General features: G+C 40.9%; 26 protein-coding genes and 1 tRNA gene. 12 read left to right on the top strand and 15 right to left on the bottom strand.

Translation table 11 applies throughout. The features are described 5' to 3' along the window. Window position 1 precedes the first annotated feature (1 nt). On the top strand, window positions 2-991 hold the full coding sequence (locus ACP26M_RS00870) for an MlaD family protein (protein ID WP_426585313.1): 990 nt from the start codon (window positions 2-4) through the stop codon (window positions 989-991). Between the two features lie 258 nt (window positions 992-1,249). Next, on the top strand, window positions 1,250-2,644 hold the full coding sequence (locus tag ACP26M_RS00865) for an IS4 family transposase (RefSeq protein ID WP_426589699.1): 1,395 nt from the start codon (window positions 1,250-1,252) through the stop codon (window positions 2,642-2,644). Window positions 2,645-2,975: 331 nt separating this feature from the next. On the opposite strand, the gene ACP26M_RS00860 is transcribed toward ACP26M_RS00865, so the two are convergent. After that, a complete protein-coding gene (locus tag ACP26M_RS00860; protein WP_426585311.1) occupies window positions 2,976-4,142 on the bottom strand; it encodes an acyltransferase family protein in 1,167 nt (388 codons plus the stop codon). Window positions 4,143-4,388: 246 nt separating this feature from the next. Between ACP26M_RS00860 and ACP26M_RS00855 the strand changes: the two genes are divergently transcribed. The 8 genes from ACP26M_RS00855 to ACP26M_RS00820 all read left to right on the top strand — a co-directional run bounded on the left by ACP26M_RS00855 (window position 4,389) and on the right by ACP26M_RS00820 (window position 11,855). After that, complete coding sequence (locus tag ACP26M_RS00855; RefSeq protein ID WP_426585309.1) at window positions 4,389-4,853, top strand: hypothetical protein; 465 nt, start codon at window positions 4,389-4,391, stop codon at window positions 4,851-4,853. Continuing rightward, a complete protein-coding gene (locus tag ACP26M_RS00850; RefSeq protein ID WP_426585307.1) occupies window positions 4,837-5,331 on the top strand; it encodes a hypothetical protein in 495 nt (164 codons plus the stop codon). The genes ACP26M_RS00855 and ACP26M_RS00850 overlap by 17 nt, the downstream gene beginning before the upstream one ends. Before the next feature lie 154 nt (window positions 5,332-5,485). Then, window positions 5,486-6,040 (top strand): DUF1572 domain-containing protein, encoded by a 555-nt coding sequence (locus ACP26M_RS00845; RefSeq protein WP_426585305.1) that lies wholly within the window; start codon window positions 5,486-5,488, stop codon window positions 6,038-6,040. 318 nt (window positions 6,041-6,358) lie between these two features. Then, window positions 6,359-6,679, top strand: a complete 321-nt coding sequence (locus ACP26M_RS00840; RefSeq protein WP_090528388.1) for an ArsR/SmtB family transcription factor — start codon at window positions 6,359-6,361, stop codon at window positions 6,677-6,679. Continuing rightward, window positions 6,676-7,641: an SRPBCC domain-containing protein gene (locus tag ACP26M_RS00835; RefSeq protein WP_426585303.1), complete on the top strand. Its 966-nt coding sequence runs from the start codon at window positions 6,676-6,678 to the stop codon at window positions 7,639-7,641. Before ACP26M_RS00840 ends, ACP26M_RS00835 begins: the two co-directional genes overlap by 4 nt. A 305-nt stretch (window positions 7,642-7,946) precedes the next feature. Further along, complete coding sequence (guaA, locus tag ACP26M_RS00830; protein ID WP_426585301.1) at window positions 7,947-9,476, top strand: glutamine-hydrolyzing GMP synthase; 1,530 nt, start codon at window positions 7,947-7,949, stop codon at window positions 9,474-9,476. Continuing rightward, window positions 9,433-10,689: an ABC transporter substrate-binding protein gene (locus tag ACP26M_RS00825; protein WP_426585299.1), complete on the top strand. Its 1,257-nt coding sequence runs from the start codon at window positions 9,433-9,435 to the stop codon at window positions 10,687-10,689. The genes guaA and ACP26M_RS00825 overlap by 44 nt, the downstream gene beginning before the upstream one ends. Next, a complete protein-coding gene (locus tag ACP26M_RS00820) occupies window positions 10,686-11,855 on the top strand; it encodes an RsmB/NOP family class I SAM-dependent RNA methyltransferase (RefSeq protein WP_426585297.1) in 1,170 nt (389 codons plus the stop codon). Before ACP26M_RS00825 ends, ACP26M_RS00820 begins: the two co-directional genes overlap by 4 nt. 50 nt (window positions 11,856-11,905) lie before the next feature. Here the strand turns inward: ACP26M_RS00820 and ACP26M_RS00815 are convergent, their stop codons facing one another. The 5 genes from ACP26M_RS00815 to ACP26M_RS00795 all read right to left on the bottom strand — a co-directional run bounded on the left by ACP26M_RS00815 (window position 11,906) and on the right by ACP26M_RS00795 (window position 16,625). Then, window positions 11,906-12,505 (bottom strand): hypothetical protein, encoded by a 600-nt coding sequence (locus tag ACP26M_RS00815; RefSeq protein ID WP_426585295.1) that lies wholly within the window; start codon window positions 12,503-12,505, stop codon window positions 11,906-11,908. A 41-nt stretch (window positions 12,506-12,546) separates the two neighbouring features. Further along, window positions 12,547-13,119: a MarC family protein gene (locus ACP26M_RS00810; protein ID WP_090528400.1), complete on the bottom strand. Its 573-nt coding sequence runs from the start codon at window positions 13,117-13,119 to the stop codon at window positions 12,547-12,549. A gap of 13 nt (window positions 13,120-13,132) precedes the next feature. Then, the gene (locus tag ACP26M_RS00805; protein ID WP_426585293.1) at window positions 13,133-14,296 is read right to left on the bottom strand and encodes an MFS transporter; all 1,164 of its coding nucleotides are present in this window, start codon (window positions 14,294-14,296) and stop codon (window positions 13,133-13,135) included. A gap of 97 nt (window positions 14,297-14,393) precedes the next feature. Beyond that, window positions 14,394-15,950, bottom strand: a complete 1,557-nt coding sequence (locus tag ACP26M_RS00800) for an amino acid permease (protein ID WP_112653578.1) — start codon at window positions 15,948-15,950, stop codon at window positions 14,394-14,396. Between the two features lie 312 nt (window positions 15,951-16,262). Further along, window positions 16,263-16,625: a hypothetical protein gene (locus tag ACP26M_RS00795; protein ID WP_426585291.1), complete on the bottom strand. Its 363-nt coding sequence runs from the start codon at window positions 16,623-16,625 to the stop codon at window positions 16,263-16,265. A 181-nt stretch (window positions 16,626-16,806) separates the two neighbouring features. On the opposite strand from ACP26M_RS00795, the gene ACP26M_RS00790 reads away from it, so the two are divergent. After that, window positions 16,807-17,223: a hypothetical protein gene (locus ACP26M_RS00790; RefSeq protein ID WP_426585289.1), complete on the top strand. Its 417-nt coding sequence runs from the start codon at window positions 16,807-16,809 to the stop codon at window positions 17,221-17,223. Window positions 17,224-17,532: 309 nt separating this feature from the next. Here the strand turns inward: ACP26M_RS00790 and ACP26M_RS00785 are convergent, their stop codons facing one another. From ACP26M_RS00785 to ACP26M_RS00765, 5 genes are all read right to left on the bottom strand, one after another. After that, complete coding sequence (locus tag ACP26M_RS00785; RefSeq protein ID WP_426585287.1) at window positions 17,533-17,676, bottom strand: hypothetical protein; 144 nt, start codon at window positions 17,674-17,676, stop codon at window positions 17,533-17,535. Next, window positions 17,648-18,664: an IS1595 family transposase gene (locus tag ACP26M_RS00780; RefSeq protein ID WP_426585285.1), complete on the bottom strand. Its 1,017-nt coding sequence runs from the start codon at window positions 18,662-18,664 to the stop codon at window positions 17,648-17,650. The genes ACP26M_RS00785 and ACP26M_RS00780 overlap by 29 nt, the downstream gene beginning before the upstream one ends. 68 nt (window positions 18,665-18,732) lie before the next feature. Beyond that, window positions 18,733-18,805: transfer RNA gene (locus ACP26M_RS00775), tRNA-Asp, on the bottom strand. Window positions 18,806-18,872: 67 nt separating this feature from the next. Then, window positions 18,873-19,373: a hypothetical protein gene (locus ACP26M_RS00770; protein ID WP_426585283.1), complete on the bottom strand. Its 501-nt coding sequence runs from the start codon at window positions 19,371-19,373 to the stop codon at window positions 18,873-18,875. 617 nt (window positions 19,374-19,990) lie between these two features. Next, window positions 19,991-20,209, bottom strand: coding sequence for a hypothetical protein (locus tag ACP26M_RS00765; protein ID WP_426585281.1), 219 nt, complete (start codon window positions 20,207-20,209; stop codon window positions 19,991-19,993). 376 nt (window positions 20,210-20,585) lie between these two features. Between ACP26M_RS00765 and ACP26M_RS00760 the strand changes: the two genes are divergently transcribed. Further along, the gene (locus ACP26M_RS00760; RefSeq protein WP_090528414.1) at window positions 20,586-20,924 is read left to right on the top strand and encodes a single-stranded DNA-binding protein; all 339 of its coding nucleotides are present in this window, start codon (window positions 20,586-20,588) and stop codon (window positions 20,922-20,924) included. A gap of 147 nt (window positions 20,925-21,071) precedes the next feature. Here ACP26M_RS00760 and ACP26M_RS00755 read toward each other — a convergent pair whose 3' ends face one another. The 4 genes from ACP26M_RS00755 to ACP26M_RS00740 all read right to left on the bottom strand — a co-directional run bounded on the left by ACP26M_RS00755 (window position 21,072) and on the right by ACP26M_RS00740 (window position 25,506). Further along, window positions 21,072-21,740, bottom strand: coding sequence for a DUF6624 domain-containing protein (locus ACP26M_RS00755; protein ID WP_426585278.1), 669 nt, complete (start codon window positions 21,738-21,740; stop codon window positions 21,072-21,074). 36 nt (window positions 21,741-21,776) lie between these two features. Next, window positions 21,777-23,210: a hypothetical protein gene (locus ACP26M_RS00750; protein ID WP_426585276.1), complete on the bottom strand. Its 1,434-nt coding sequence runs from the start codon at window positions 23,208-23,210 to the stop codon at window positions 21,777-21,779. A gap of 90 nt (window positions 23,211-23,300) precedes the next feature. Continuing rightward, a complete protein-coding gene (locus ACP26M_RS00745; protein WP_426585274.1) occupies window positions 23,301-24,734 on the bottom strand; it encodes a PAS domain S-box protein in 1,434 nt (477 codons plus the stop codon). A 67-nt stretch (window positions 24,735-24,801) separates the two neighbouring features. Continuing rightward, window positions 24,802-25,506, bottom strand: a complete 705-nt coding sequence (locus ACP26M_RS00740; RefSeq protein ID WP_426585272.1) for an SDR family NAD(P)-dependent oxidoreductase — start codon at window positions 25,504-25,506, stop codon at window positions 24,802-24,804. Window positions 25,507-25,536: the final 30 nt, after the last annotated feature.

The raw sequence follows: 25,536 nt of genomic DNA, 5'->3' as shown, positions 1-25,536 counted from the left end.
CATGGATCCAGCAGAAAACAGAAAATCGATCATAGTAGGCATATTCCTGGCACTTGGGCTCATATTGTTTATATTGGGGGTATTTACCCTGGGCGGCCAGCAAAAAGCCTTTGTTAAAAATATAAAGCTAAGCGCTGTATTTACCGATGTTGCCGGTTTAAAGAAAGGCAACGCCATTTGGTTTTCGGGCGTTAAAGTTGGTACTATCAGCAATATCAAATTTATCGGCCCATCAGAGGTCCAGGTGTATATGAATGTTGATGAGGCTACACAGCAATACATCCGCCGCAACGCGATGGCCAAAATAGGATCAGACGGTTTGATAGGTAATAAAATTATTGTGATAGAAGGCGGAACTGCACAGGCGCCGGTAATTGAAGATGGCGACGTACTGCAATCCGAAAAAATGCTCTCGACCGATGACATGCTTAAAACCCTGCAGGATAATAACCAAAACCTGTTGGCCATTACCAATGATTTTAAATTATTAAGTCACAACATATTGCAGGGTAAAGGTACCGTTGGCGCATTATTAGCCGACAGCACCATGGCTATACAGCTACGAGGCGCTATGCGCAACCTGCAGGCCACCACCCAAAGCGCGGCTTTAATGGCGGTGCAGCTCGACAAGTTTAGCCGTAAAATGAACACCAAAGGCGGCCTTGCCGATAAAATGCTTACCGATACAGCTACCTTTGCCCAAATTAAACAGGCTGTAGGCCAACTGCAGCAAACTGCGGCAAATGCTTCAACGCTTACTAACAACCTTACCAAAGCAAGCAATAAGCTTAATAGCACAGATAATGCGCTGGGAGTATTGTTAAATGATCAAAAAGCAGCAGTACAAACACAATCGGCCATTAATAACCTGCAGGCAGCATCTATCAAATTAAATGATGACCTGGAAGCCGTTCAGCATAACTTTTTCCTGAGAGGTTTTTTCAAAAAGAAAGAAAAAGCAAAAGCTGATAGTTTGAAGGGAAAACAGTAAGCCCCCTCTAAACGGCGTAGCCCTCATGAGCACTAAAAACTCATGCCGTTGTTGGTGTTGTCACCATAGCCGTTAACCTAAGGATTTTAAAAAAGTTTTTTTGAGGAGTTATAAATGACGGGGCTTCGCCATTGGGCAAAACCACTTAGATTTTCCCATATTTGTATAGTTTAATATTTATTAAAAAGGCGGTTTGTTTTCGAGGCAATTACCGCCTTTTCTTTTATAAAAATAAGTTTTTTTTCGCGATAATCATTCATTTTAAGGGGAAAAGCGCCTTTTATTTTCGATCAAAGTACATTTGTTACTGATTATGCATCCGAACTACAAACCAGCATCCGCTCAGTTATAGACCCTGATAAACTTTCTGAATTAGCTCGAAAAAGTGGTTTCCTACAAAGGCAGTCCAAGCTAAAACCATCGGAGTTTATCGACACGTTGATGTTTAGTGATTTAGACCATAGCCAGCTTAGTCTGCAGGATTGCTGTAACGATCTGGCCCAGCAACATCAGAAATCTTTAAGTAAAGTTGGACTGCACAAACGCTTCAATACAAGAACGCTTGACTTTCTGAAATCGGTTTTGTCAACCCAAATGGCTTTAAAGCTGGATCATGGCCAGCTAAACAGCTGGCAGCCTTTTTCACGTGTGCTAATCGCTGATTCCTCTAAGTTTACGCTACCCGACCAATTCGCGGAAGATTATCCAGGCTTTGGAAACTTTGGAGTATCTTCTATTATGAACATTCAGTATTCTTTTGATTTGAAGCACGGGAACTGGGAGAACCTTGAATTAACAAAAGCAACTGAAAATGACCAAAGTCATTCGGGAAAGACATTAGACCGGATCTGCAAAGACGAATTGCATATCCGGGACCTGGGGTTTGTAACATTAGAATATCTTGCAAGAGTAATTAAGGAAGAGGCATTTTTCCTGAACAGACCTCACCCACAGGTAAAGTTTGTCCAGTGCAGCAATGGTAAGCAGATAGATTGGGTAAAGCTGTACCAAAAGATGCAGAATAATAATAATCATTTTGATACGGAGGTTATTGTTGGAACAGGTAAAGATGCCATCACTTGTCGCCTGATCGCTTTACCTGTACCGGAGGCGGTATGGTCAGAACGAATAAGAAAAGCTGAACAAAAAGCAAAAAGTCAGAAAAGTAAACTTACTGATAAGTACAAGACCCGTTGTAAATTCAGCGTATTCATTACCAATACAACGAAAGAATCCCTTAACGCGGCAGCTATTATTCAATTGTATCGCTTACGATGGCAGATTGAATTAGTATTCAAAACATGGAAATCGTTGTTCGGTATACATCAGATCAAGGCAGTTAAAAAAGACAGATTGGAATGCCAGTTGATCGCCAAATTCATATGGATATTACTCAACTGGAAGATCTTCCGATGTATCGATGCAGCTATTCAAAAGGGAGTGCCCGGATACGCTTGCTCTATGTGGAAGTTTTTCAAGCAGGCACGCCAGTTTGATTATGCATTAAGAAAAGTGGTAAAAAGCTCCATGAGCTTTGAACAGTGGTGCGAGATATTCATTTTCCCAATTATAAAAAACATGCTCATTGAACCTAAGAAACGGAAAAAAGCAGCCTTTGAGATTGTTTACGACATATTCAATCCCTTAGGTTAACGGATATGGTGTTGTCACCAACAACTTTTTTGCCTGTTTTGTCTCTTATAATCACGAAATCACCATTTGCTATGCACGTAGTAATTGAGCGGCGCGGAGTTGTTGGTGACAACACCAACAACGGCGAAGACTTTTAAAATACAATTCTTTTTAAGTCCCTCTCTCCCGGAGAGGGATTTAGGGTGAGGCAAAAAAAATGCGTTCCGTATCTCACCCCGGAACGCAATCCCGACAACATCTCATTGATATCGATCAATTATCAACAATCAGATACTTAAATAAACAAAATTTTAAAATATCCGATTGCTTAAACCTGATATCCTTTTTCAGATCAAATAATTTTATTTACACCCGGGACCTTCACCAGCATCATGGACAACAGAAAACTGCCTGTTACAGCCAGCGGGCCAACAATCAACAATTTATAAGCCGGATCCATTGGCCAACTTATGGCAGCCACCGAAAGGGAGATGAGCACCAAGGGATGAAAAATATATACGCCGAATGTCGCACGCGACATGCTTTTTCCAACCGCAGATTGCCCTGTCCACTTATGCTTCGCGATGATCAATAAGGCTGCCATAATGAAAATACCTGTAAACTGCTCCCAAAAGGCGTACATTAACGATTGCCAGTACCCCTCTCCGCTAAACGTTTCGATAGAACTATGCGTGCTTTCTTTTATAAAATAAATTGCCGGAAATACCGCAAAAATCATAAAAGCTGACAGCCATGCAAACAACCTACCTGTTTTGATATCAAAACTGTTAAGCCAGTTGTTTCGTGATGCTATTATTCCCATCCAAAACATGCCTATGTATTGCGCAAAATGCCCTAATTGAAAGCCAACCGGCTTAAGTATCCACCCAATTGGAAAAACCATTCGTACGATATATGAAATTAACCCTAATGCGGCAGCAAATATGATAATGGAAAAAGCTGATGGCACTTTTTTTAACTGTTGGCTTTGGGGCCTTATCATTGAATTGATCAGCACAAAAATTAAGCTGAATAACAATAAAGCAGCTACAAACCAAAGTACCCCAAAATCTATCCATCCATCAAAACCGCCTAAATATTGAAGATAGGTAACCTGATGCCCTTCAGCAAAACGGTACACAATATAACTCAGCACCGGCGACAGGATAAACGAGTAAAACACCAGCGGGACACCTAAACGCTTTAATCTGTCGGCAGTAAAACGTGCAGCGCTTTTCTTTTGCAATGACGACGCCGTAAAGTAGGCCGAAATAAAAAAGAATAGGCCCATAAAAAACGACTGATTTACGGCCACGAAAAGCGACATAGGTATAATTGCCCCTGTATGTGTTGTTTTATCCGTAAAATACCAGCCTCCCGGCGCTCCGTAAGTAATAAAAGTATGGTGCAGCACCACCAAAACCGTCAGCGCAACTTTTAAATTATCAATATAAAAGAGTTTTGAAGTGGCCGGATTCAGTACGTTATTTTCAGCAGGGGGAGGATCGGTTAACAGCATATTAGGGAATTGTTTCAGACACTAAGATACCATAAACTTCTACATGTTACACCCGTGGCAGCATTGTAGTAAATTATATACAATTACATGCAATAAAAGCGGTGTGAAATCTCCCCTTTTTACTTCGCACATTTTGCGTAATTTCTCTTTAATTTGCAACATATCTTCGATACATTTCGTTGAATATTAAAAACATACCATTTAACTGACCCTAATTTGAATACGCGGTTACAAACATCTGCACCCATGGGCCAGAGCAAATCGGCAGCCGTACTTAACCTGTACAACAGTTATTCAGCAAAGCTTTTAGGCTACATTTATGAGGTTGTGCAAAATAAGCCGATAGCTGAACAGTACCTTTCAGCTGTTTTTAACGATGTACCAAACGAGCTTGAGGAATTTTCAAAAAGCGGAACAAGCGCCTTTTGGCGTTTGCAAATCATGGCGCGCAAAAAATTGGTTCACTTTTTTGAGGCGTTAGAAAATGATACCGATAAAAGAGCTTGGGAAAATTTACCCTGGGTCAATAACCGGTATGTAACTTTAATGACACCCTTTCAACAGCAGGTTTTTTGCGGTATTCATTACCAATGCAAATCGGCAGGAAGCATTGCTATAGAACTTAATAAAACGGAAGAAGAAATCAGAAAAACGTTAAAAGTATGTTTTACCATTATCAGGAACGGGAGGAACAATGAAAGAGTATATTGATAGTGGCATACTTGAAGTTTTTGTAATGGGTGCAGCCACCGACGAGGAAGTAAGGGAGCTAATGTACATGAAGGCAAAATACCCTGAAGTAGATGAGGCCCTGAAGCAACTGGAAACAGATATGGAAAAAATAGCAGGTGAAATGGCTATTTCACCGCCTCCGCATATGTGGGAAAAGATAGAAGATGAGATAGACGGCCTTATCCACCAGGGAAATCCGGCACAACCAATTAAATTCCGCACTTCAGACGATGGCCGTAATAAGCATAAAAAAACACCTCCCGAAGATCAGTTCATCCCGATTGAATCGGAGTCGAACCATATGCGCCTGCATAAATCCTGGCGCTGGATCTTTGCTGCTGTGTTTGTGTTAGGGAAAATCTTTTTAGGCTTCGCGATATATTTTTACCTTGAAAACCGCCAAACCAGGCAACAATTGCAGGAGTTAAAAACCGAGATCAGGGAATTACGGAAGTAGCGATTAGAGGTTAAAAAACAATGGGTAGAGGTTAGAAATCAGAGGTTAGGAATACGATTTGTTTGTATAAGTTCATCAATTAAATCACACTAACCAAAAATCAATTTATTGCTTTATGCTTTTTGCATTCTGCTTTCAGCTGTAACTTTAACTTATGGAAAACGACTATCTAACCAGTGTAAAAAAACAGTTTACTTATTACAAATCCCTCGGCGAAAAAACGTTTGAACAACTTACCGACGAACAATTATATTGGCAATACAACCCCGAATCAAACAGCATTGCCATGATCGTGAAGCACATGTCAGGCAATATGATTTCCAGATGGACTGATATTTTTACTACTGATGGCGAAAAACCCACCCGTAACCGGGAAGCTGAATTTACCCCTTCTACCCCCACCCGTCAAACAATTACCGAAACCTGGGAACAGGGATGGCAATGCCTCTTTGATACGCTTGATAAACTAACCGCCGACGATCTCGGTAAGATCATCTATATCCGCAACCAGGGTCATACGGTTATGGAAGCCGTTAACCGGCAGCTCGCCCATTACCCTTACCACGTTGGTCAGATCGTTTTTTTAGGTAAGATGCTTTGCAATGAAAACTGGCATTCGTTATCTATCCCCAGAGGGCAATCTGAAAATTATAATGCTGATAAATTTGCCAAAGAGAAACGGAAAGCGCATTTTACGGATGAGGAATAGTTGATTCCTCTGAAGCTGTTAAAACAATACCTTGTAATTGTAGAGACGCATCACATGCGTCTCCCATATGCAATTTACGCATGCTCGTCTAAAACGCGGTTTGCCCTACAAGAGACGCATGTGATGCGTCTCTACAAAAAACATATTTTATTCGTTTTAAACACCTCTCAGAAGATTTCAACCTCCTTAGTATTTAACTTTAGCCTTCCAGGCATTTCCAAAAATCTAAAATTGCAACTCAAAACATTTTTCGAATAAATTTCCGCAACCGATTAATTGCATTTATATTCGCAATTAAACGGTTGCAAAAAAAGATTTATGAGAAGAGATGTATTTCAGGCCATTGCCGATCCTACCCGCAGGGCCATCATTAGTTTGCTTGCTTTGCAGGCTATGACACCCAATGCCATTGCCGAACATTTTCAAAGCAGCCGGCAAGCTGTATCCAAGCATATTCAAATCCTGAGCGAATGCCAGCTGGTTAATCAAAAACAAACCGGCCGCGAAATTTATTATCATTTTAACGCGCAAAAAATGAAAGAAGTAGATGTTTGGATGGACCAGTTCCGCGCCCTGTGGGAAACCCGTTTTAGCCAGTTAGATAACGTACTACAAAACCTAAAAAACAAACAGTCATGACAAACAACGAAACCGTATTTACCAAAGACCTGCAAAACAAGAGGCTTAATGTGGTAAGAACTTTTGACGCGCCACTCAATTTAGTATGGCAAGCATGGACCGAAAGCGAGATCCTCGACCAGTGGTGGGCACCTCATCCCTATCGCACCGAAACCAAAACCCAGGATTTTAGGGAAGGTGGCTACTGGCTGTACCAAATGGTTGGCCCTGAGCATACAGAACATCCAACATGGTGCAAGGAAGAGTACAAAACCATTGTGGTTCAGCAAAAAATCGCCAATGCTGTTTCCTTTTGTGATGAAAATGCGGTAACCAATACCAATTTTCCTGTCATGAACTGGGAGAAGAACTTTACCGGCGAGGGTGAGCATACAACCGTTAACATCGATATCTATTTTGACAAAGTGGAAGATATGCAAACCATTGTTGGTATGGGCTTCCAGGAAGGCTTCACTGCCGGCTTAAGCAACCTCGATCATTATCTGAGCACAGCTTTCAGGATCAGGAAAGACCTGAAACCGGGCAATGCTGCAAGGGTTACCACTTATTTAAATTTCCCCGGAAACACTGAAGAGGCTTTAACCTTTTACAAAGAGGTTTTTAAGGGCGAGTTTACAGGTAAAAAACTCACGCGGTTCAGCGATATAGAGTTGCCGGCTGAGGTCCGGATGAACGAAGCTGATAAAAAATTGATCATCCACGGCGAACTTACCATTATGGGAGGCCATGTGCTGATGGCTACCGACGCGCCGGAGAGTATGGGCTTTAAACTGCAAACCGGTAATAACATGCATATCAATATTGAACCCGAAAGCCGCGAAGAAACCGAGCGCCTGTTCAACGAACTTTCGGCCGGAGGTGTGGTTACCATGCCGTTGAGCGATATGTTCTTTGGGGCATACTTCGCGGAGCTTACGGATAAATACGGTATTAACTGGATGCTGAATTATCAGAACGTTTGAATCAGGATTTAGGAAGTTTTTTTGGATTTATAGGATTTAACGTCCCATCAGGGTCTCTCGCAGAGGACCCTGATGTATACACCATTCAGGTCCGCTGTTCAATCTACTTGCGCTCGTTTGCAACGGGCGCTTAACGTGGCTTAGCGGTTGCATCGCGAATCGCATTACAAATGCGGAACCATATTAAGCACTCATCACAGATGAGCGCAAGTGGATCAGATGAGCGCAAATTCACCGGCAATCATCAAATAAAAAAATCCGAAATCCCAACTCCCAATTCCGAAATCAAAATCCTATCTTTGCCCATGCAAGAAAAAATCCTCATTCTTGACTTTGGTTCGCAATTCACCCAACTTATAGCGCGCCGTGTCAGGGAGCTCAATATTTATTGTGAGATCCACCCCTTCAATCATTATCCCGAAATTGACAACACTGTAAAAGGTATCATTCTTTCCGGCAGCCCTTATTCTGTAAGGCAGGAAGATGCTCCTCATTTCGAATTTGAAAAATTCCATACTACCCGCCCTATTTTAGGTGTTTGCTATGGTGCGCAATACGTTGCCCATTTTCATGGCGGCGAAGTATTGCCTTCAAGCACCCGCGAATACGGTCGCGCCAATCTGGAATATATCAAAAGGGAGAATCCATTATTTAAGGATGTTCCCGATGGCTCACAGGTGTGGATGTCGCACGGCGATACCATTGCTACCATTGGCGATAACTTTGAGGTAATTGCAAGTACCGATAGCGTTAAAGTTGCCGCTTACCAGGTAACCGGAACCCAAACTTACGGCATCCAATTTCACCCGGAAGTTACCCACAGTATTGACGGCAAGCAATTGCTGCAAAACTTTTTGGTTGACATTTGTGGCTGCAAGCAGGACTGGACACCCGACTCGTTTATCGAAACCACAGTTGCCGCTCTTCGCGAAAAACTGGGCGATGACAAAGTGGTTCTTGGTTTATCAGGCGGTGTTGATTCGTCGGTTGCCGCGGTGTTGTTGCACCATGCTATCGGCAAAAACCTGCATTGTATATTTGTTGATAACGGGCTTTTGCGTAAGGATGAATTTGAGCAGGTGCTTGATTCATACCAACACATGGGCTTAAATATAAAAGGTATCGATGCCAAACAACGTTTTTATGACGCGCTTGCCGGCTTAACCGATCCTGAAAAGAAACGTAAAGCTATCGGCCGCGTGTTCATCGAAGTATTTGATGATGCCGCGCATGAGGTACAGGATGTGAAATGGCTTGGCCAGGGCACTATCTATCCCGATGTTATCGAGTCGGTATCAGTAAAAGGCCCTTCAGCTACCATCAAGTCGCACCACAACGTTGGCGGTCTGCCCGATTTTATGAAACTTAAAGTAGTTGAACCGCTTAACACTTTGTTTAAAGATGAGGTAAGGAAAGTAGGTAAAGCTTTAGGAATCGATCCTAATATTTTAGGCCGTCACCCTTTCCCGGGCCCGGGCCTGGCTATCAGGATTTTGGGAGACATCACGCCTGAAAAAGTAGCAATATTACAGGAAGCCGATGCAATTTATATAAACAATTTACGTGCTGCCGGGGTTTACGATAAAGTTTGGCAGGCCGGCGCTATATTTTTACCGGTACAGTCGGTAGGCGTAATGGGCGATGAGCGTACTTACGAAAACGTAATTTGCCTACGTGCAGTTGAATCGGTTGACGGGATGACCGCCGACTGGTGCCATTTACCTTACGACTTGCTGGCCAAGATCAGCAACGAGATCATCAACAACGTAAAAGGAATTAACCGGGTAGTATATGATATCAGTTCAAAACCACCGGCCACCATTGAGTGGGAATAAGTGGTTACCGTTTTTTTGCATAGCCTTGCTGCTGGCCGCGTGTTCACCCAAAACGCGGCCGGTAGCAACTACCGTAAAAAAACCGACTGATACCGAAAAAAAGCCCGGCAATACTACCGAAAAACTATCAGATAAGCCCTCGGAACAAAAGGTGGCTACTATAGCCATGATCCTGCCTTTAAATCTTGAACATTTAAATCCGGCTCAAAAATATAGTCCTATACAATTGAGCCAGGCCAATATCGCTGTTGAATATTACCAGGGATTTAAGCTCGCCCTTGATTCACTTACAGCATATGGCAATAATTATAAGCTACAGATCTTTGACTCAAAGGATGAGGCTATGCAGGCGCATGATCTGGCTTTAAACGCGTTTATACGTTCAAGCGATTTGATAGTCGGCCCGGTTTTTCCGGATGGGGTGAAGGCATTTTCCGGGGCGTTATCATATTCAAAGGGGCCAATTTTATCTCCCTTATCGCCTGCCAATCCAAGCACAATTAAAAGCAAAAATTTAATCACTGCTATTCCGCCGCTTGAATATCATGCCTGGGGCGCAGCCGAATATCTCAACAGAACGGTTAAGCCTAAAAAGATCTTTATTCTGCGTTCGGGCTTTAACCAGGAAAATGATTACGCTGTTAATTTTAAAAAGGCTATCGACAGCTTAAGCAAAAAGAAGGTAAAGGTTACCAATGTATATGTGGTACGAGGAAAACTCAGCAGCCTGCTGCCGCAGCTTTCTAAAACAGAGAAAAATGTGTTTGTGATCCCTGCAACCGATCAGGCATTTTTAGGTGTGACCCTCCGATCGTTAGATACATTGAACAAACACTATCCGGTTATGGTGTTTGGGCACCCAAGCTGGGAGAAGTTCAGTTTCCTGAAACCGCAACTTTTACAACGTTTGAATACGCATATTACCTCTACCGAAAAAATAAATTACAAAGCGGGGGCTACAATAACATTTTTACGTAACTATAGGCGTGCTTATCACGTTGAACCGACCGAATACGCCATTAAGGGTTTTGATGAAGGATTGTATTTTGGAAAGCTACTCTTTACGGATAAAGGTATGCAATCTATAGAAGGAACGGATTTTACAGGTTTGTATAACGGCTTTCATTTCATCAAAAAGCCGGGCCTGGGTTGGATCAATACCCACGTAAATATATTAATGTATACTAACTTTGAGCTAAAACAGGTAGAATGAAGGCTATAAATCAGCTTAAAACGTTTCAGCGAATTTTGGGTGAATACCCTGCCGATACGCCACTAAGTAAATTTTTACCCGGCTTTTACCGGCAAAACAAACAAATGGGCTCAACCGACAGGCGGGTTGCCAACCGGTTAGTATACAATTACTTTCGCCTGGGCAGGGCATTGCCTGATGTTTGTGAAGATGAACGCCTGTTAGTTGCCGAGTTTTTATGCAACACCCAAACCAACTCTTACCTGCAACACTTCAAACCAGAGTGGGCTGTATGTATTGGTTTTAGTGACGATGATAAACTGGCCCTTGTAAAAACCGCCTACCCTGATTTTAAACTGGCAGATGTTTTCCCATGGAGCAGACAGCTTTCAGAAGGGATTGATAAAGAAGCTTTTCTGAAATCATTTTTTTGCCAGCCCGATCTGTTTATCCGTGTGCGCAACGGTTATGATCATTTGGTAAAGGCCGAACTAACCAAAGCCCAGGTTGTTTTTAAAGATGAAGGCAACGGCTGTTATTCGCTGCCCAATGGTACCCGCCTCGAAACCATATTTCCCAAACAACACTGGTTTGAAGTGCAGGATTATTCATCGCAGCAAACAGGGAATTATTTTAAGCCTCAGCGCTGGGATAGCTGGTGGGATGCCTGCGCAGCATCGGGTGGTAAATCATTATTGCTGCATGAAGATGAGCCTAACATCAAACTGGTTGTATCCGATATCCGCGAATCTATACTGGCCAACCTTGATGAGCGTTTCCAATTGGCCGGATTAACCAAATACCAGAAAAAAGCACTCGATCTTACCCAAAACATTGATTCAGTGATGCATGATTACGCTTTCGACGGGATTATCCTGGATGCCCCCTGCAGTGGCTCGGGCACCTGGGGACGTACACCCGAAATGATAGCCCAGTTTGATATGCACAAGATCGAGTTTTTCCAAAAGCTTCAGAAGAGTATTGCCCAAAACGTGATGAAATATCTTAAGCCCGGCAAGCCGCTCATCTATATTACCTGTTCTGCCTTTAAAGGTGAGAATGAAGATGTAGTTGATTATTTAGTAAACGAGCTTGGTTTAAAACTGGAAGAGAAAGCGGTATTAAAAGGCTATGAACGTAAGGCGGATACCATGTTTGTGGCAAGGCTGAGCCCCCCGGCCCCCTAAAGTGGGAGTGTATAGTAGATAGGTGTTATAATATCCGTAGCCAGAAATAGCTATTTAATTCTTTCAAGATGCTTCCTGATATTTTTAAGTGAGGTTGCTTTATCTGCATACACTTCCTCTAACCTATCAACGATATTTATTTCCTGAATCAAATTCATAAAGGTTTCTTCACCTAAATAACCCGTTAAAGCTATATCAACGGCAATATCCCGAATGGCACTGTTTCCTTTAAAATCAGATATATTGATGTCAATATCTAATGTTCCATCGTCAAAACGGTAAAGGATATATTTCCAATCGCTGGCATCCACTATGACGTTTTTACCTGTTTCATTTTCCATTTCCCAGGTACCGGCCCAATCTTTGGGTGGTTTGGATGGCAAGAATTTCCAGCCAGGACAATCGGGTGCCATAGTAATTATCTTTCGGGTAAATTCTAATTGTGCAATATTAAGATTGGGAGAGATAGCAAAAAATAATATATTTTCTTCCCATGGGCCAATTTCCCAATCAAAACCACCAAGCTCGCCAACATGTTTATCCAATAAGTTAACGAAATAAGCATCATTCGGATTCATCAATAAATCTGCCGAAACAGTTTTAAACCAATCCCAAAATCTTGATATACTCTCTGAGTTCAAATCAACCATATATAATTAGAATCAACACTCCCCTTTAGGGGGCCAGGGGGCTACAAATGCGTATTACTCCGGAAAAGCTTAATCGCGATAGCCAATAAAATAATCCCAAAAGCTTTACGCAGCACGCTTAAACCTATCGGCCCAAGCAGCCTTTCAAGCCATTTTACATTTTTTAGCACCAGGTAAACCACAAGAGTATTCAGCACAATGCCCACAAGGATATTTTGTGTTTGATATTGCGATTTAAGGGAAAGCAGCGTGGTCATAGTCCCGGCACCCGCAATAAGCGGAAAGGCAAGCGGTACAATGGATGCGGCCTGTGGCAATTCCTCTTTAAAAAAATCGACACCCAGGATCATTTCCATGGCGATGATGAAGATCACCAATGAGCCCGCAATGGCAAATGAAGAAATATCCAGACCTATTACAGCAAGCAGTTCATCCCCTATAAAAAGGAACGTTACCATAAGCACCAGCACAGCTATGCTGGCCTTTTCCGATTCGATATGACCTACACGCTGCCTGAGCTGAATAATTACCGGTATGGCACCCAAAATATCAATAATTGCAAAAAGGATCATCGTAACCGAAATGATCTCTTTAAAAATAAACGGGTGCGGCATGGTGTCTTTGAATTTATTCTTTTTTCTTTAACCGGATACTTAGCAGCAATGCCGCCAAAATATAGCATGAAGATAAGAAGAAAATAGCATGTACAGATAGCAAAGCTGCAAAGCCTGCGGTAACCGGGCCGAGGGTTTGCCCTATGGAAGCATACGATTGGTTGATGCCCAAGATCTTGCCTTGTTCTTTATGGTCAATATGATCGGCAATTATGGCGTTGAGCATAGGATTACGCAAACCGTTAAACAGGCCATAAATACAAATGCCCATAACAAAAGGAATAAAATGATTGGTGAGCCCGGTAACAAACATAGCTACAAGGCATAGAAATGTAGAAAGCAACAGGATCATTGATTTAGATGAAAACCATTTGGTGAACAGCGGCACACAAAGCTGCATGATAATACCGCTTACTCCGAAACCGGCATACAAAATACCGATCTGCGTAGGGTTGATCTTCAGTACATCAACAGTAAAAGTTTGAAATGCTATGATCATGGTAAACTGCGCCATGGTAAGCATAAAACCGGTAAACACAGTTGTGCCGATAACCGGTCGTTTAAGTGTAGTTATCAGCGAGGTAAACGAAAATGTAGTTTTTTCCGAGTTCTTTTTTGTTTTATCGGGCGGGTTGGTTTCCTTTAAAAAGAACAGGCTGCAAAGTGTGCCTATAAGTGAAATGCCAGCCGCAAAAAAGAAAGGTACCTGCATACCATACCTGTTCAGGAAACCACCAACGGCCGGCCCAATCACAAAGCCAAACCCAAAAGCAGAACTTAGTATACCGAACCTTTTTGCCCTATTATCCGGCCTTGCCGTATCCGATACCATGGCCTGTGCCACAGAAACATTTCCTCCTGTTAGCCCGTCCAAAATCCGGGCTGCAAAAAGCATGATCATGCTCCGGGCTTCGGCAAAAAGGATAAAGGAAATACAGGTACCTGCCAGGCTGATCACCAGTAAAGGCTTTCGTCCCCATTTGTCAGACAGGGAACCCAAAACCGGTGTGGCAAAAAACTGAGCTACTGAAAAGGAAGCGGTGAGGATACCTAATGTTTCGCCGGTAACGCCAAAGGTTTTACCATAAGAGTAAAGTATCGGTACAATAATGCCGAACCCTAACGAGTTGATGATACATACAAATACTAATACCCACAGGTTTTTATCGCCCTTCATGAAGCGGTATCATTGGTTTACTGGTATAAAAAGAGAATGTAACAAAAAAGGTTCTGAAAATTCAGAACCTTTTTTGTTTATGATAACATTGTTATGATTACTCAACAAATTTAGGGTTGATAGGGTTATTAGCACCTTCAACTTTACCATGGCGTACATGTGAACGTTTGATACTGTAACCAAAGTAAACGGCAAAACCGATCAGTAACCAAACGATAAGCCTTGCCCAGTTTTCCCAGCCTTCGCTCGCAATCATACACAGGCAAATGAGGGCACCAAGCGGGCAAACTATCATATAAGCCGGAGTTTTGAACGGGCGTTCAATGCCAGGGTCGGTTCTCCTTAAAATAAAGATACCAATACATACAAGCACAAAAGCAAACAGTGTTCCTATACTCACCATATCGCCTACATATTTATCAGGAATAAAACCGGCAAACAATGATACAAACACAAAGAATAACCATTGCGATTTGTAAGGGGTACGGAACTTAGGGTGTAGCTTTGAGAATACTTTAGGGATCAAACCATCGGTGCTCATGGTATAAAATACACGGGTTTGGCCCATCAGCATCACCAGGATCACCGAAGAAAAACCTGCAAGTATCGATACGGTAACAAATGAAGCCAGCCATCCATAACCAGGCATAGCGGTTTTGATAGCGTAACTTACTGAAGCTTCTTTACCCTGAATCAGGAAATCTTTGTATGATACTAAACCTGTTAACACGTGCGAAAACAGAATATAAAGTGCAGTACAAAACACTAACGATATCAAAATACCTTTTGGCATGTCTCTCTGTGGGTTCTTAGCTTCCTGAGCGGCAGTTGAAACCGCGTCAAAACCAATAAAGGCGAAAAACACAACGCTTGCACCGCGTAGTACACCAAGCCATCCGTGGTTAAAGGTATCGGCATAGTCAACTACGCCGGCACTCACTTTAATTTTACCTGCATCGGCAGGGATGGTATATGGGGTGTGGAACGCTGGGTTAATAAAATGCCAGCCTAAACCAATGATCATCAATACTATGGCAACTTTTACAATTACGATGATATTATTCACAACTGCCGATTCTGCAGTACCACGAATCAATAACAGCGTTAACAGGAACAGGATCAGAATAGCCGGCAGGTTAACAATACCTCTTGTACCCATTTCGGCGGCGTACATACCTGCAGTGGTATTTGACACTTCCATAAACGAGTGCGACCATGCGTATGGTATATGCACGTTAAAGAAAGTGGTTAGAAATTCATTAAAATACTGCGACCAGCCAATTGCAACTGTAGCGGCACCAAGCGCGTATTCAAGCACTAAGTCCCAGCCAATGATCCAGGCAATAAACTCGCCCATGGTAGCATAAGAATAGGTATAAGCAGATCCAGCGATAGGAATCATACTGGCAAATTCTGCATAGCACAAACCGGCCAGGGCGCAACCGGCGGCTGCTATAAGGAATGAGATGGTAACCGCAGGCCCGGCATGTTCACCTGCCGCAGCTGCCGTACGAACGAAAATACCGGCACCTATAATCGCGCCGATACCGAGTGCTATAAGTGAGCCAACGCCTAAGGTTCTCTTGAGCGACTTCTCCGTCTCTGCCGAAGCAGCCATTAGTTGAGCAATCGGTTTTTTAATAAATAATTTCATTTTAAATTAGTAAGATCAGTCAAAAATTAAAAATTTACATTTCCCCAAACGTACTTAAATTTATTGAAAACATAAAGCGCCGAATGAAACAACAGTTAAGTATTAATTATCAAAATATTAAACTGTTAAATGCTATTAAATCTATAGAGAATCGGATTTTAAAGCTGAGTACAGAACGCCTAAAGTTCAAATCAAATAAACCGGCAAATCCCACAGCAAACTGCCACTCTCTATAAACTGCTACTGCCACTCACTGCAAATTGCTCACTGCTACTGCCAACTGTTACTGCCACTCAAGCAAACTGCCCACTGTTACTGCTCCCCTTCCCGTTTCACCAGCAACACTTCATCATTATCTAATAACAGGTAGCCATACTCATAATTAAAAAAATAGGTCGACCCGGTTTTGGTTTGATAAATACTGGTAATATGGTCAAAATCAAAACCTTTTGCAGTAAGCTTTTTTCGGGTTGTTTTGGTTTTGCCCGTGGGGTTCAGCTCTTCAAGCACGCGGCGGTTACGGCGAAGGATATTATTGATATTACGCACCAGGTTGTAGCTATTACTATTGAGCTGGTTATTGTAATTATTGCGGCATAGATCATTACAAAACTTTTTGTCGGCACGGCCTTGTAGGGCTGTACCACAATCTAAGCATACTCTTTCCTGGTTCATAGCATAAAGGTAACGATTAAATTATCCGTTTGCAAACGCTTACAAACGGATACTATCGACTATAAACGGGTAATTATATACTGTTGTGACCCAAAAAATAAAGGTTTGTTTGTGCTTTGAGGTTGATAATTGAATAGTTATCTTGTGCTATTATCGTTAAAACAGGGTATTCCAATAAGTTATGGAGTTAACAGACGAACAAGTTTTAGCACAACTAAAGGTGAGGCGTGTAAAGCTTAAAATGGAGTTGGAGCGTGTTGAGATAGCTATCAAGGCATTTGAGAATATAGGCGAGATAAATGTATTAGATGCAATGCCTTACATGATGGATGACTTAGAGGTTGATGAGGATTTGTTAATCTCGACGTTGATGTACAATCCTAAGATGAGTGCAGAGAAGAAAGTGTTATTTGCTTTGAGTAAGATAGGTAAAGGTGATGCAACTGATATAACAGAATATATCTTGCGTGTTGACGGTCACATTAGGGATACTAAGCGAGCGTTTGAGCGTATTACTTATGTAAGCAGTAGAATGTTTAAGGCAGGTAAGATAACGGCTGAGAGGGAGGGTAAAAAGAATGTGTATAAATTGAAATGAAATAGTTATTGAATATTGATATACCTTTACAAAAAAAGGGGAACAGCGTCAACTGCTCCCCTGCACATTACTTCTTCTTGTCGTTGCAAGAATGGTGTTTATGTGCTGAACGTAAATAGTAGTCTGCTCCGTTTTTCAAACCGGAACGATACACACGTTCAAACTTTGTCTGTTTTTTTGATGTATTTGCCATCGTTATAAAACATTAGAGTTTGATAAAATGTGACAGACACCACGCCGCTGTCCTTCGGCCTGCTGTTTACCGTTGGACATTAGCTAACAAACAAAGAACTATGAAAGCCTATTAACTTAGGCTTTTTTACTTTTATCTTCTTTAGTAGATGGTTGTACTAACGATTGCATGAGGGTATTAAAATCAACGCCTAAACCATCCATAGTTTGATTGAGCTTGTCTGTTTTGGGTTTAGCTTGTTTGCGTTTCTTTTGAGCCATGATTAGCGGTTAATACCTTGTAGGTGATTTTATAATTAGACAAAGATATTAAATTGTCAAATCTTTGCGCTTCTGTTAATTCTCTTGAATTAAATCTAAATGCAAACTCTTCTAAATATTGGGCAACGTGTTTAGGGCTAATGTAATGATATGTGCCATATACACCACGTTTAAGCAACGACCAAAAGTTTTCTATGGTGTTTGTATGCACTTCACCCCGAACATATTCTTTAAGCATGTGCTTGATTGTTTGATGCTCAAATACTCTATTCATGGTATTATAAGACACATGTTCATCAGTCATTAGCTTTGTTCCTTGATGAACTGATTTAACTAAGAACGGTATAACGTTGGCGTGATCCGTATTATCAATAACACTAAGCTTTACTTTGCCTCCACGCTCAATAGCACCGATTACACCAATCTTATTTTGTGTCCCCCTCTTTTCAATGGCCTCCTGTTTGTGTTTGTGCATATTGCCTGGTTTTCCACCAATGTAAGTTTCATCTGCTTCAACAACTGTTTTAATCTCTTTGCCCTTTTCGTCAAACTTAGATTTGCCCAGTTTAAACGGCTCATTAAAGGAGTTCATTTTAAAAGCATATCTAACACGCTGCATCATGAACCATGCAGTCTTTTGAGTTACACCAATATTACGGGCAACTTGTACACTGCTAATACCTTTACGATGCGTAGATAAGATAAAGATTGCCATGAACCATTTACTTAGTTCAATAGGGCTATTCTCAAATATGGTATTCTTAGTAGCATTGAATTTCTTTCTGCATTTGGCGCATTTATAGCCTTTATAAGCGCCTTTTAACTCATACACCTTATCATGATTACAATGAGCACACTTAACTTTACCACTCCAACGCAATAGCGTTAGATACTCAATACAAGTATCTTTCTCTTTAAAGTGAATAGCAATATCGTTGATTGTTCTAAATGGTAAGGCTTTACCTAATTTTGGTTGCTCTATCTCCATGATAAATAGTATTGACTAATTAATTTGTATAATTAAATTATCCTATCTACCTTTGAGGTAAATAAGAGTGCCCCCGTCTGGAATCGAACCAGAATCTCCCGCGTCGACAGTGCGATATTCTATCCGTTGAACTACAGGGGCTATATCTTAAAAATTCTTAAAACCGCTTCGCTTGCATGCCTCGGAAACATCAGTGAAGCGGTTTTTTTTATATCACTATTTTTGCCTTAAGTTGTACAGCATCTTCACTATATTTATGTTCGGGCAACGGAAAACCTTGCTCGTCTATCCATGAAGGACTGCCATAAAATGTATTGCTATTATTTGTACCCACTTGAACTTTAACAATAGAACCATCTTTAAGTAAGATATTTTTAGCACTGCTTAAAGATGCTTTTACTTCCTCAACTTTGGATTTAGGTTCAAACTCCATGACTAAAGAAGTCATTTCATTAATGCTCAAAAATCTATTAGTTAGTTTAAGTAAGCCTGCAATCTTTTCTTTATTACTTGCGTCCTTTTTATATGGGCGTTCATGTACTAAAGCTTCAATACCACTATAAGATGGCATTTCTTCTTCACTTACATTAACTCCATAAAGTTTAAGCATAGCCTCAATATGCTTTAATTGCTCAAGGACATTTAACCTTTGAGCTTTGAGTTCAGAAATAAATTGATTGTTAAACATAATGCCTCGGATTGATGCCATCAAATATACGGGATTGAGAATCATATATGCAAATTTTTTTAAGACAAAAATTAGAGGTATATTTAAATACACATAACAGTCAATATTTCTTTAAAAATCATCGTAATTCATAGTAATTCAGCGTAATTCGTAATAATTTGTCACGACATATAGTAATATACATACGACTATGACACGATGTTGTCACTTGACAATTGACAACATAAACTACACACTTATACTATCTCCTATTACTATCTATTGTAACTCCTGTTCTCAAATCATCATTGCCTACATTACCTCCTATAACCATAATATCTCTTATATAAAAAAAGCCTAATTACTTAGGCTCTTATTTCTTTATTCATATTGATACTACATCTCATCCCGACATATCCTATCACCACGTTTATTATCAACTGCTCATAATAGTGCAACTTCCCAAAGTATAAACATATAATAGCCATTATTGCCACCCCTAACACAAATAGTTTTATCTGCATTTGTATTAACCTGGTCTTTGGTGTTACAAGCAAATACTGTTTAGTCATTACATAGGCAAAGCTAAACCACAACAGATAGCCTAAGAGCATCAATACACGCTCTATAAGCCAATCGTAATCCAGTAACTTCATTACCTACCCTATTTTAAAGAAGTTGCCCAATACCCCTACGTATGTACTGCCAAAGTTTGCATACACACTACATATAAACAGATTGTATTCCCGGCGGATCCCGTACTGGCTTCGATTGCCAATGTGATCTTTAAATGTTTGGGCTGAGGGGTTGGTGATAAGCAACACCAGTAAACAGGATAGTACTATCCATTGCTTACGCGATAGTTCAGGCAGTTTCATAATGTGTGAGAATTTAATGGGCAAAAAATAAGCGTGACTGCAATTATCTTTAGTCGCCCAAGGCTTCTCACGGCCTATACACACGTAAAGATACAGCCACGCCTTAACGGCGCACTTATACCTCGGGACGTGTGTTTGTTGTTTGTGAGAATTTTGGACAACACTCCGATGTTCAGTACAATATTTTAATACGGCATAAATATAAGGTTAACTATTTCACCTTACAAATTATACAGATATTCTTTGAAGTTATAGTGTAGTGGGTCACAATCGTATATAAATACCTATAAACGGTTAATATCCGGCTAATTTTTCTTGCCCTCCCCACCTTTGTATCGTTAATTCAAACAAACAATAAACGATAAATATTAAAACTATGAACTCATTAAGAAACAGTGTACGCCTAGTAGGCAACTTAGGTATGGATCCGGAAGTAAAAGTATTCGACAGTAATAAAAAGATGGTACGCCTGTCCATAGCCACCAACGAAAGTTATAAAAACGATAAAGGCGAGAAAATAACCGATACCCAGTGGCATAACCTGGTTTTTTGGGGGCCACAAGCCAAACTTGCCGAAGACCTGCTAAAAAAAGGTGATGAAGTTGCTGTAGAAGGCAAACTGGCTAATCGTAATTACACCGACAAAGATGGCGTTAAACGTTATGTATCCGAAATAGTAGTTAATGAGTTTTTAAAAGTGGGCGCAAAAGGCTGAAGAGCAAATGGCGATACGCCAAAAGCTGTGGGGCATTGGCGGGTAAAATCGGTAGATACAAGAGCCCAGGTATCGCCTAAAGAAGAACACCCTTTACGGGAAGCTTGAGCGTAGGTTTAAGCTTCCCGTAGGTATTTATCTGGAACGTTATCTGATATTCTGCGCCTGAACTAATTTCTCTATCTCTGGCAGTTGCTTCTTATATCTTTCTGCATCCCAGTTTTTAGAGTAATCTTTCATTGGCGGCATCCCCATTGCCCTGCGTCGGTCATCTAAATGATCAACATCAACAATAGGATAGACATATATTTTGCCTGTTTGTTTATCTGTAAATCCCTGGCTGCCGTAAACTTGCTTTTTGCCGGTCCGCATATTGATCCTGTCTTCAAGAATGGCAAGGTTGCTTGAAAGTATTTCGCCGTTTTTCTCCGCGGTTCTGATCAGTGGTAAGTAGTTTTGCTGCGTTTGCAAATCGGCATGTTGGATTACCAGGAACAAAGCCTGGCTACCTGTAATACCTACTTTTTGTGGACCAAGCCAACCATACTTTGTTAGTATAGTATTTACCCTGATCAAATTTTGACTGTCAGTTTTATGCATAACGTCTTGCAGGCTATCGGCAACGTTGATTTGTGCATTATCTCTTTTTGCCTGCAGATATTTTATTCTAACCGATTGATCTGATTGATAAATAGAATCCAAAACTATCATTAATGACCTGTTTAACTTACTACTATCAATGGTGAATGTGGTAACCTGCGCAAAAGAAGCAGCACACACAAACAAGAAAAAACTAATGCAAATCAAATATTTCATTCTGCACAGGCTTATATCCACTCATTTGCTGATTACTTATATCTGCGTTTTACACCAGGATACGATCATGGGGTAAAGATCGGCCGTTTTTAAGTTTCTATTTTGGCGGTGTAAGCGTAACAGCTCCTGATCAAATTCTTTAAAGTGGATAAAATTCCGACGCTCTACCATTAGAGCTTCGCGGCGTTCAATCACATAATCAGCTACCGGTTTGTCATAATTATCAGCTATATAAAGACAAAAAGCGGCGTGGGTCATATATTCATTAAACACGCTGACAGGGTTTTCATAAAAATCGCTGCTATTACCTGTCTTGGCCCAAACAGAACGCTTTGAAAATATGCTGTCAATTTGTTTAGCGTATACACTTGTTGTAGGGTTAATATAATTATGATCTATCTCCGTAAATACAATGCCTGTCATTAAACCTTCGCGTTGTTTTTCTGAAAGTTCTTTTTCACGGTCATACCTGTCTGTTCCGCATATAAACATCGCATTTTCGGTAAATAGTTTATTTTCGTCGTAGTCATAGGTAGCATAACGTTGTGTACTGTGCGAACCGCCAATAAGCGGAGAGGATACTATCCTGTATGATTGGTACTTCCGTTTCGGAAATTGATTTTCAAGCCAGGTCCACATTTGCCTCACCGGTAATAGTGTTTTTTGACGTGCAAGTTGTTGCCGGTAATAAGGTAAATTCTGCTGATAAAACTTCCTGAAGTTAGACTTTGCAGCAAAATCTTCAACCAATGGCTTTAGCTTTCCAAACAAGCTGCTATCGGCAAGTTCATTGCCATAAACATAATAGTAAGGCCCGTTGAAAAGCAATTTTGTATTTTTTGAACCGGGTACTGTATCCTGGAAATTAAACGCAAAACTATTTTCCCGGAACTCATAGTATTTACTGCCGTAAAGACTATCCGGAAAACTCAACGCTTTAAACACTTTATGGTCCATATAAGGTTTAAACCAACTTACCACCTTTTTATAGTAATCACCTTCTTTGTTCAGATCAGTAGCTTTTTGCCCGGCAGGCGAAAGCGTCCAGATGATATTGGCCAGCTCATAAGGTTCGGGGATATCAAATTGTATATTATTAAGATTTTTTGCCATATAAGCTTTCGGGAAGGAATTAGAGATATCATTAAAGTGAAGTCTTAAAGTACTACTACCTTTTGGCGATTCAAGCTTAATGTATACTACGTGACCGTATGGCAGGTTATTATGATAGTTTATCTTCACAGAATCTTTCCCGTAGTAAAAAGTAGCATATATGCCAGTTGTGGCATCAGTACCGGGGCTGGTTTTGAGGCCGCTGACGCAATAAGCTTCTTTTCCAGGAAATTTTGAAAAACTAAGCCTGACCGAATCGTCGGGGCAAAATAAGGTTTTAGGATAGGTTTCGGTTACAGCTTGCCCGAAAGCGGCATTAATGATCAATAACGTGGTAAGTGTAAATAAAAGGCGCATAGGTTTTATATTATACCCCAATTTAAGAAATTCCTACACAATTACCTACTTTAAGATGTAAAAAATATAACCATTGATTAAAACTCGCAGTTACGCATCAGCCCCGAATGCCTTAATATACGCGGTTCTTTCCACAATAGAATGAATAACCCCGTCAAGTTGCTGCGATGTAGTATCAATATGCTCGATGATCTCCTTGTTGAGTGGGTTTTGCAGATCATCGTTATCAAACAGATTAACTAAACCCAAAATAGTAGCTACCGGCTTACGCAATTCGTGCGAACTGATATTGGCTATGGTTTGCAGCCTGTGGTTTTGCTCGCGTATGTTATCTTCGGTTTTTTTACTTTCTATCAACACCCTCAAAATATTCACCGTGCGTTCAATGATATTTAACTCCTCCTTATTTGGCTTACGCATGGTATGGTAATAAATGCCAAATACAGCCAGAACCTTTGAGTTTTTCGAACTCATTACAGGCGACGACCAGCAAGCCTTTAGTCCGTACGGTTTAGCAAGACCAACATAATCAGCCCAAAGCGGGTCGTTTTCAATGTCGCTTACTATAACCTGCTTACGGTGAAATGCCGACGTACCGCACGATCCTACATTGGGCCCTATTGATAAACCTTCCAGTTGATTACTGTAAGCCTGTGGCAACCGCGGACCGGCAAGCGTATGTAATTTCTCCTGCTTATCGTCAACTTCCAAAACAGAACAGATCATATCCGGGAAGATCCTTTCAATTCCCATAAGCAGCTCGGTAGCAGATTGCGCCAGCGTATATTGTGACATCGCGTTTAATTCCAGCACCTTCTTTTCAAGCTCCAATACCCATTCCTGCATTTTTATTTCCGTTATATCACGTATAAAAACAGCCAGCTGATCCTGATAAGGGTATATATTGATCCGAAGCCAGCTGTTTGAATAGGCATTTAAATATTGTACCTGTATGGATTTTTTGCAGGTTAACGAAAGTTGAAACTCGCTCTCTACCGATTCAGTTAAACCAAGACTTTTAATCTCCATAAAATTGGCCTCAGCAAGTTCGGTTAAACTAAGGTTAGTCATAGCCTGGAACGCCGGATTAAAGGAAATTATATCCCAGTTGGCATCAAGTACAATAAAGCCTTCATTGAGGCTTTGAATAGTATGTTGAACAATATCATCTTCTGATTGGCCAATCATGCCGGCCAGTGTATTCCCGCTCGAATAAATCAGGTTATCATCCTCATTCAGTATTACCGACCAGATAATACTAAAGTAACACCCGTCTTTAGCTTTAATACGGCTTTGATAGCCAACTAATTTTTTATTAAGCAGAAGGCTGTTTTGTGACTCTGTCTGGCGTTCTTTATCTGCCGGATGGCATATAGCTTCAATATTTATACCCGTTAATTCCTCATCGCTATAGTTAAGAGTATTACGAAAAGCATGATTGGTATGCATGATCACGCCATTCATATCCATGACAAAAAAAATATCTTTTGAATGAGTAAAGAGTGACGTAAACCTTGTGTCCATACGCGGCAGGTATAACATAGTTATAATAACTAAGTTATAAAAAATGTTTGCAATATTATCTAATATTTCAAGGGGTAGTTGCTGCTACAGGTATTATTTTTCCGTTAAAAAATTTGCTCCCGGTTAAGGCAAAATCGGCGATATATTTTCCCATTTCAAATGCCATTACCGGCGATTGATAACCCGGGAAAGCTTGTTCCAGCATCTCGGTTTGTGCCGATCCTAAAGCCAGGCAATTTACTTTAACACCTTGTTCAGTAAATTCCTGGGCCAAACACTCGGTTAGTGTATGCAAAGCTGATTTACTTGCCGAATAAGCCGCAAGGCCCGGAAATTTAGCACTCCCTTGAAAGCCGCCCATACTGCCAATATTAAGGATATGTGACCCGGAAGGCATTAAAGGTACTAAAGCCTGGATAGCGCGCACATGGCCAATAAAGTTGCTTTGCAGCATCTCTACAAAATCCGATTCGAGCAATTCGGTAAAAGGTTTATTGATGAGCACACCTGCATTATTGATTAAAATATCAACCCGGTTATCAAAATGCGATGCTACAAAATGCTGTAAGCCTTCATAATCGTCATGTACAATGTCAAACTTTAAGGCAAACAACTGGCAATCGGGGTTTAAGCCGTGGGCTATCTCCAACAAACGCTCCAGCTTATCCTGTGAACGGGCCAGTGCTATTACCTTGTGGCTACCTGATAGTATCAGTTCAATTACGGCTTCAAAGCCCACGCCGCTGCTGGCGCCGGTTATTATAATGTTCATATGCCCCCTACCCCCCTAAAGGGGGAATGA

The sequence above is a fragment of the Mucilaginibacter sp. R-33 genome (genome assembly GCF_049949235.1).
In the GTDB taxonomy this organism is placed as follows: domain Bacteria; phylum Bacteroidota; class Bacteroidia; order Sphingobacteriales; family Sphingobacteriaceae; genus Mucilaginibacter.
Note: the sequence above shows the minus strand (reverse complement) of the source record. Positions and strands in the feature narration are given on the sequence as shown.

Excerpts from the sequence above, each read along its gene's own strand:
- guaA (WP_426585301.1), top strand. The coding sequence starts at position 7,947 with ATGCAAGAAAAAATCCTCATTCTTGACTTTGGTTCGCAATTCACCCAA.
- ACP26M_RS00855 (WP_426585309.1), top strand. The coding sequence starts at position 4,389 with ATGGGCCAGAGCAAATCGGCAGCCGTACTTAACCTGTACAACAGTTAT.
- ACP26M_RS00765 (WP_426585281.1), bottom strand. The coding sequence starts at position 20,209 with ATGAAACTGCCTGAACTATCGCGTAAGCAATGGATAGTACTATCCTGT.
- ACP26M_RS00815 (WP_426585295.1), bottom strand. The coding sequence starts at position 12,505 with ATGGTTGATTTGAACTCAGAGAGTATATCAAGATTTTGGGATTGGTTT.
- ACP26M_RS00750 (WP_426585276.1), bottom strand. The coding sequence starts at position 23,210 with ATGCGCCTTTTATTTACACTTACCACGTTATTGATCATTAATGCCGCT.
- ACP26M_RS00785 (WP_426585287.1), bottom strand. The coding sequence starts at position 17,676 with ATGGCTCAAAAGAAACGCAAACAAGCTAAACCCAAAACAGACAAGCTC.
- ACP26M_RS00835 (WP_426585303.1), top strand. The coding sequence starts at position 6,676 with ATGACAAACAACGAAACCGTATTTACCAAAGACCTGCAAAACAAGAGG.
- ACP26M_RS00745 (WP_426585274.1), bottom strand. The coding sequence starts at position 24,734 with ATGGACACAAGGTTTACGTCACTCTTTACTCATTCAAAAGATATTTTT.
- ACP26M_RS00805 (WP_426585293.1), bottom strand. The coding sequence starts at position 14,296 with ATGAAGGGCGATAAAAACCTGTGGGTATTAGTATTTGTATGTATCATC.
- ACP26M_RS00800 (WP_112653578.1), bottom strand. The coding sequence starts at position 15,950 with ATGAAATTATTTATTAAAAAACCGATTGCTCAACTAATGGCTGCTTCG.
- ACP26M_RS00810 (WP_090528400.1), bottom strand. The coding sequence starts at position 13,119 with ATGCCGCACCCGTTTATTTTTAAAGAGATCATTTCGGTTACGATGATC.
- ACP26M_RS00795 (WP_426585291.1), bottom strand. The coding sequence starts at position 16,625 with ATGAACCAGGAAAGAGTATGCTTAGATTGTGGTACAGCCCTACAAGGC.
- ACP26M_RS00740 (WP_426585272.1), bottom strand. The coding sequence starts at position 25,506 with ATGAACATTATAATAACCGGCGCCAGCAGCGGCGTGGGCTTTGAAGCC.
- ACP26M_RS00770 (WP_426585283.1), bottom strand. The coding sequence starts at position 19,373 with ATGGCATCAATCCGAGGCATTATGTTTAACAATCAATTTATTTCTGAA.
- ACP26M_RS00755 (WP_426585278.1), bottom strand. The coding sequence starts at position 21,740 with ATGAAATATTTGATTTGCATTAGTTTTTTCTTGTTTGTGTGTGCTGCT.
- ACP26M_RS00840 (WP_090528388.1), top strand. The coding sequence starts at position 6,359 with ATGAGAAGAGATGTATTTCAGGCCATTGCCGATCCTACCCGCAGGGCC.
- ACP26M_RS00820 (WP_426585297.1), top strand. The coding sequence starts at position 10,686 with ATGAAGGCTATAAATCAGCTTAAAACGTTTCAGCGAATTTTGGGTGAA.
- ACP26M_RS00850 (WP_426585307.1), top strand. The coding sequence starts at position 4,837 with ATGAAAGAGTATATTGATAGTGGCATACTTGAAGTTTTTGTAATGGGT.
- ACP26M_RS00760 (WP_090528414.1), top strand. The coding sequence starts at position 20,586 with ATGAACTCATTAAGAAACAGTGTACGCCTAGTAGGCAACTTAGGTATG.
- ACP26M_RS00870 (WP_426585313.1), top strand. The coding sequence starts at position 2 with ATGGATCCAGCAGAAAACAGAAAATCGATCATAGTAGGCATATTCCTG.
- ACP26M_RS00860 (WP_426585311.1), bottom strand. The coding sequence starts at position 4,142 with ATGCTGTTAACCGATCCTCCCCCTGCTGAAAATAACGTACTGAATCCG.
- ACP26M_RS00825 (WP_426585299.1), top strand. The coding sequence starts at position 9,433 with ATGATATCAGTTCAAAACCACCGGCCACCATTGAGTGGGAATAAGTGG.
- ACP26M_RS00790 (WP_426585289.1), top strand. The coding sequence starts at position 16,807 with ATGGAGTTAACAGACGAACAAGTTTTAGCACAACTAAAGGTGAGGCGT.
- ACP26M_RS00845 (WP_426585305.1), top strand. The coding sequence starts at position 5,486 with ATGGAAAACGACTATCTAACCAGTGTAAAAAAACAGTTTACTTATTAC.
- ACP26M_RS00780 (WP_426585285.1), bottom strand. The coding sequence starts at position 18,664 with ATGGAGATAGAGCAACCAAAATTAGGTAAAGCCTTACCATTTAGAACA.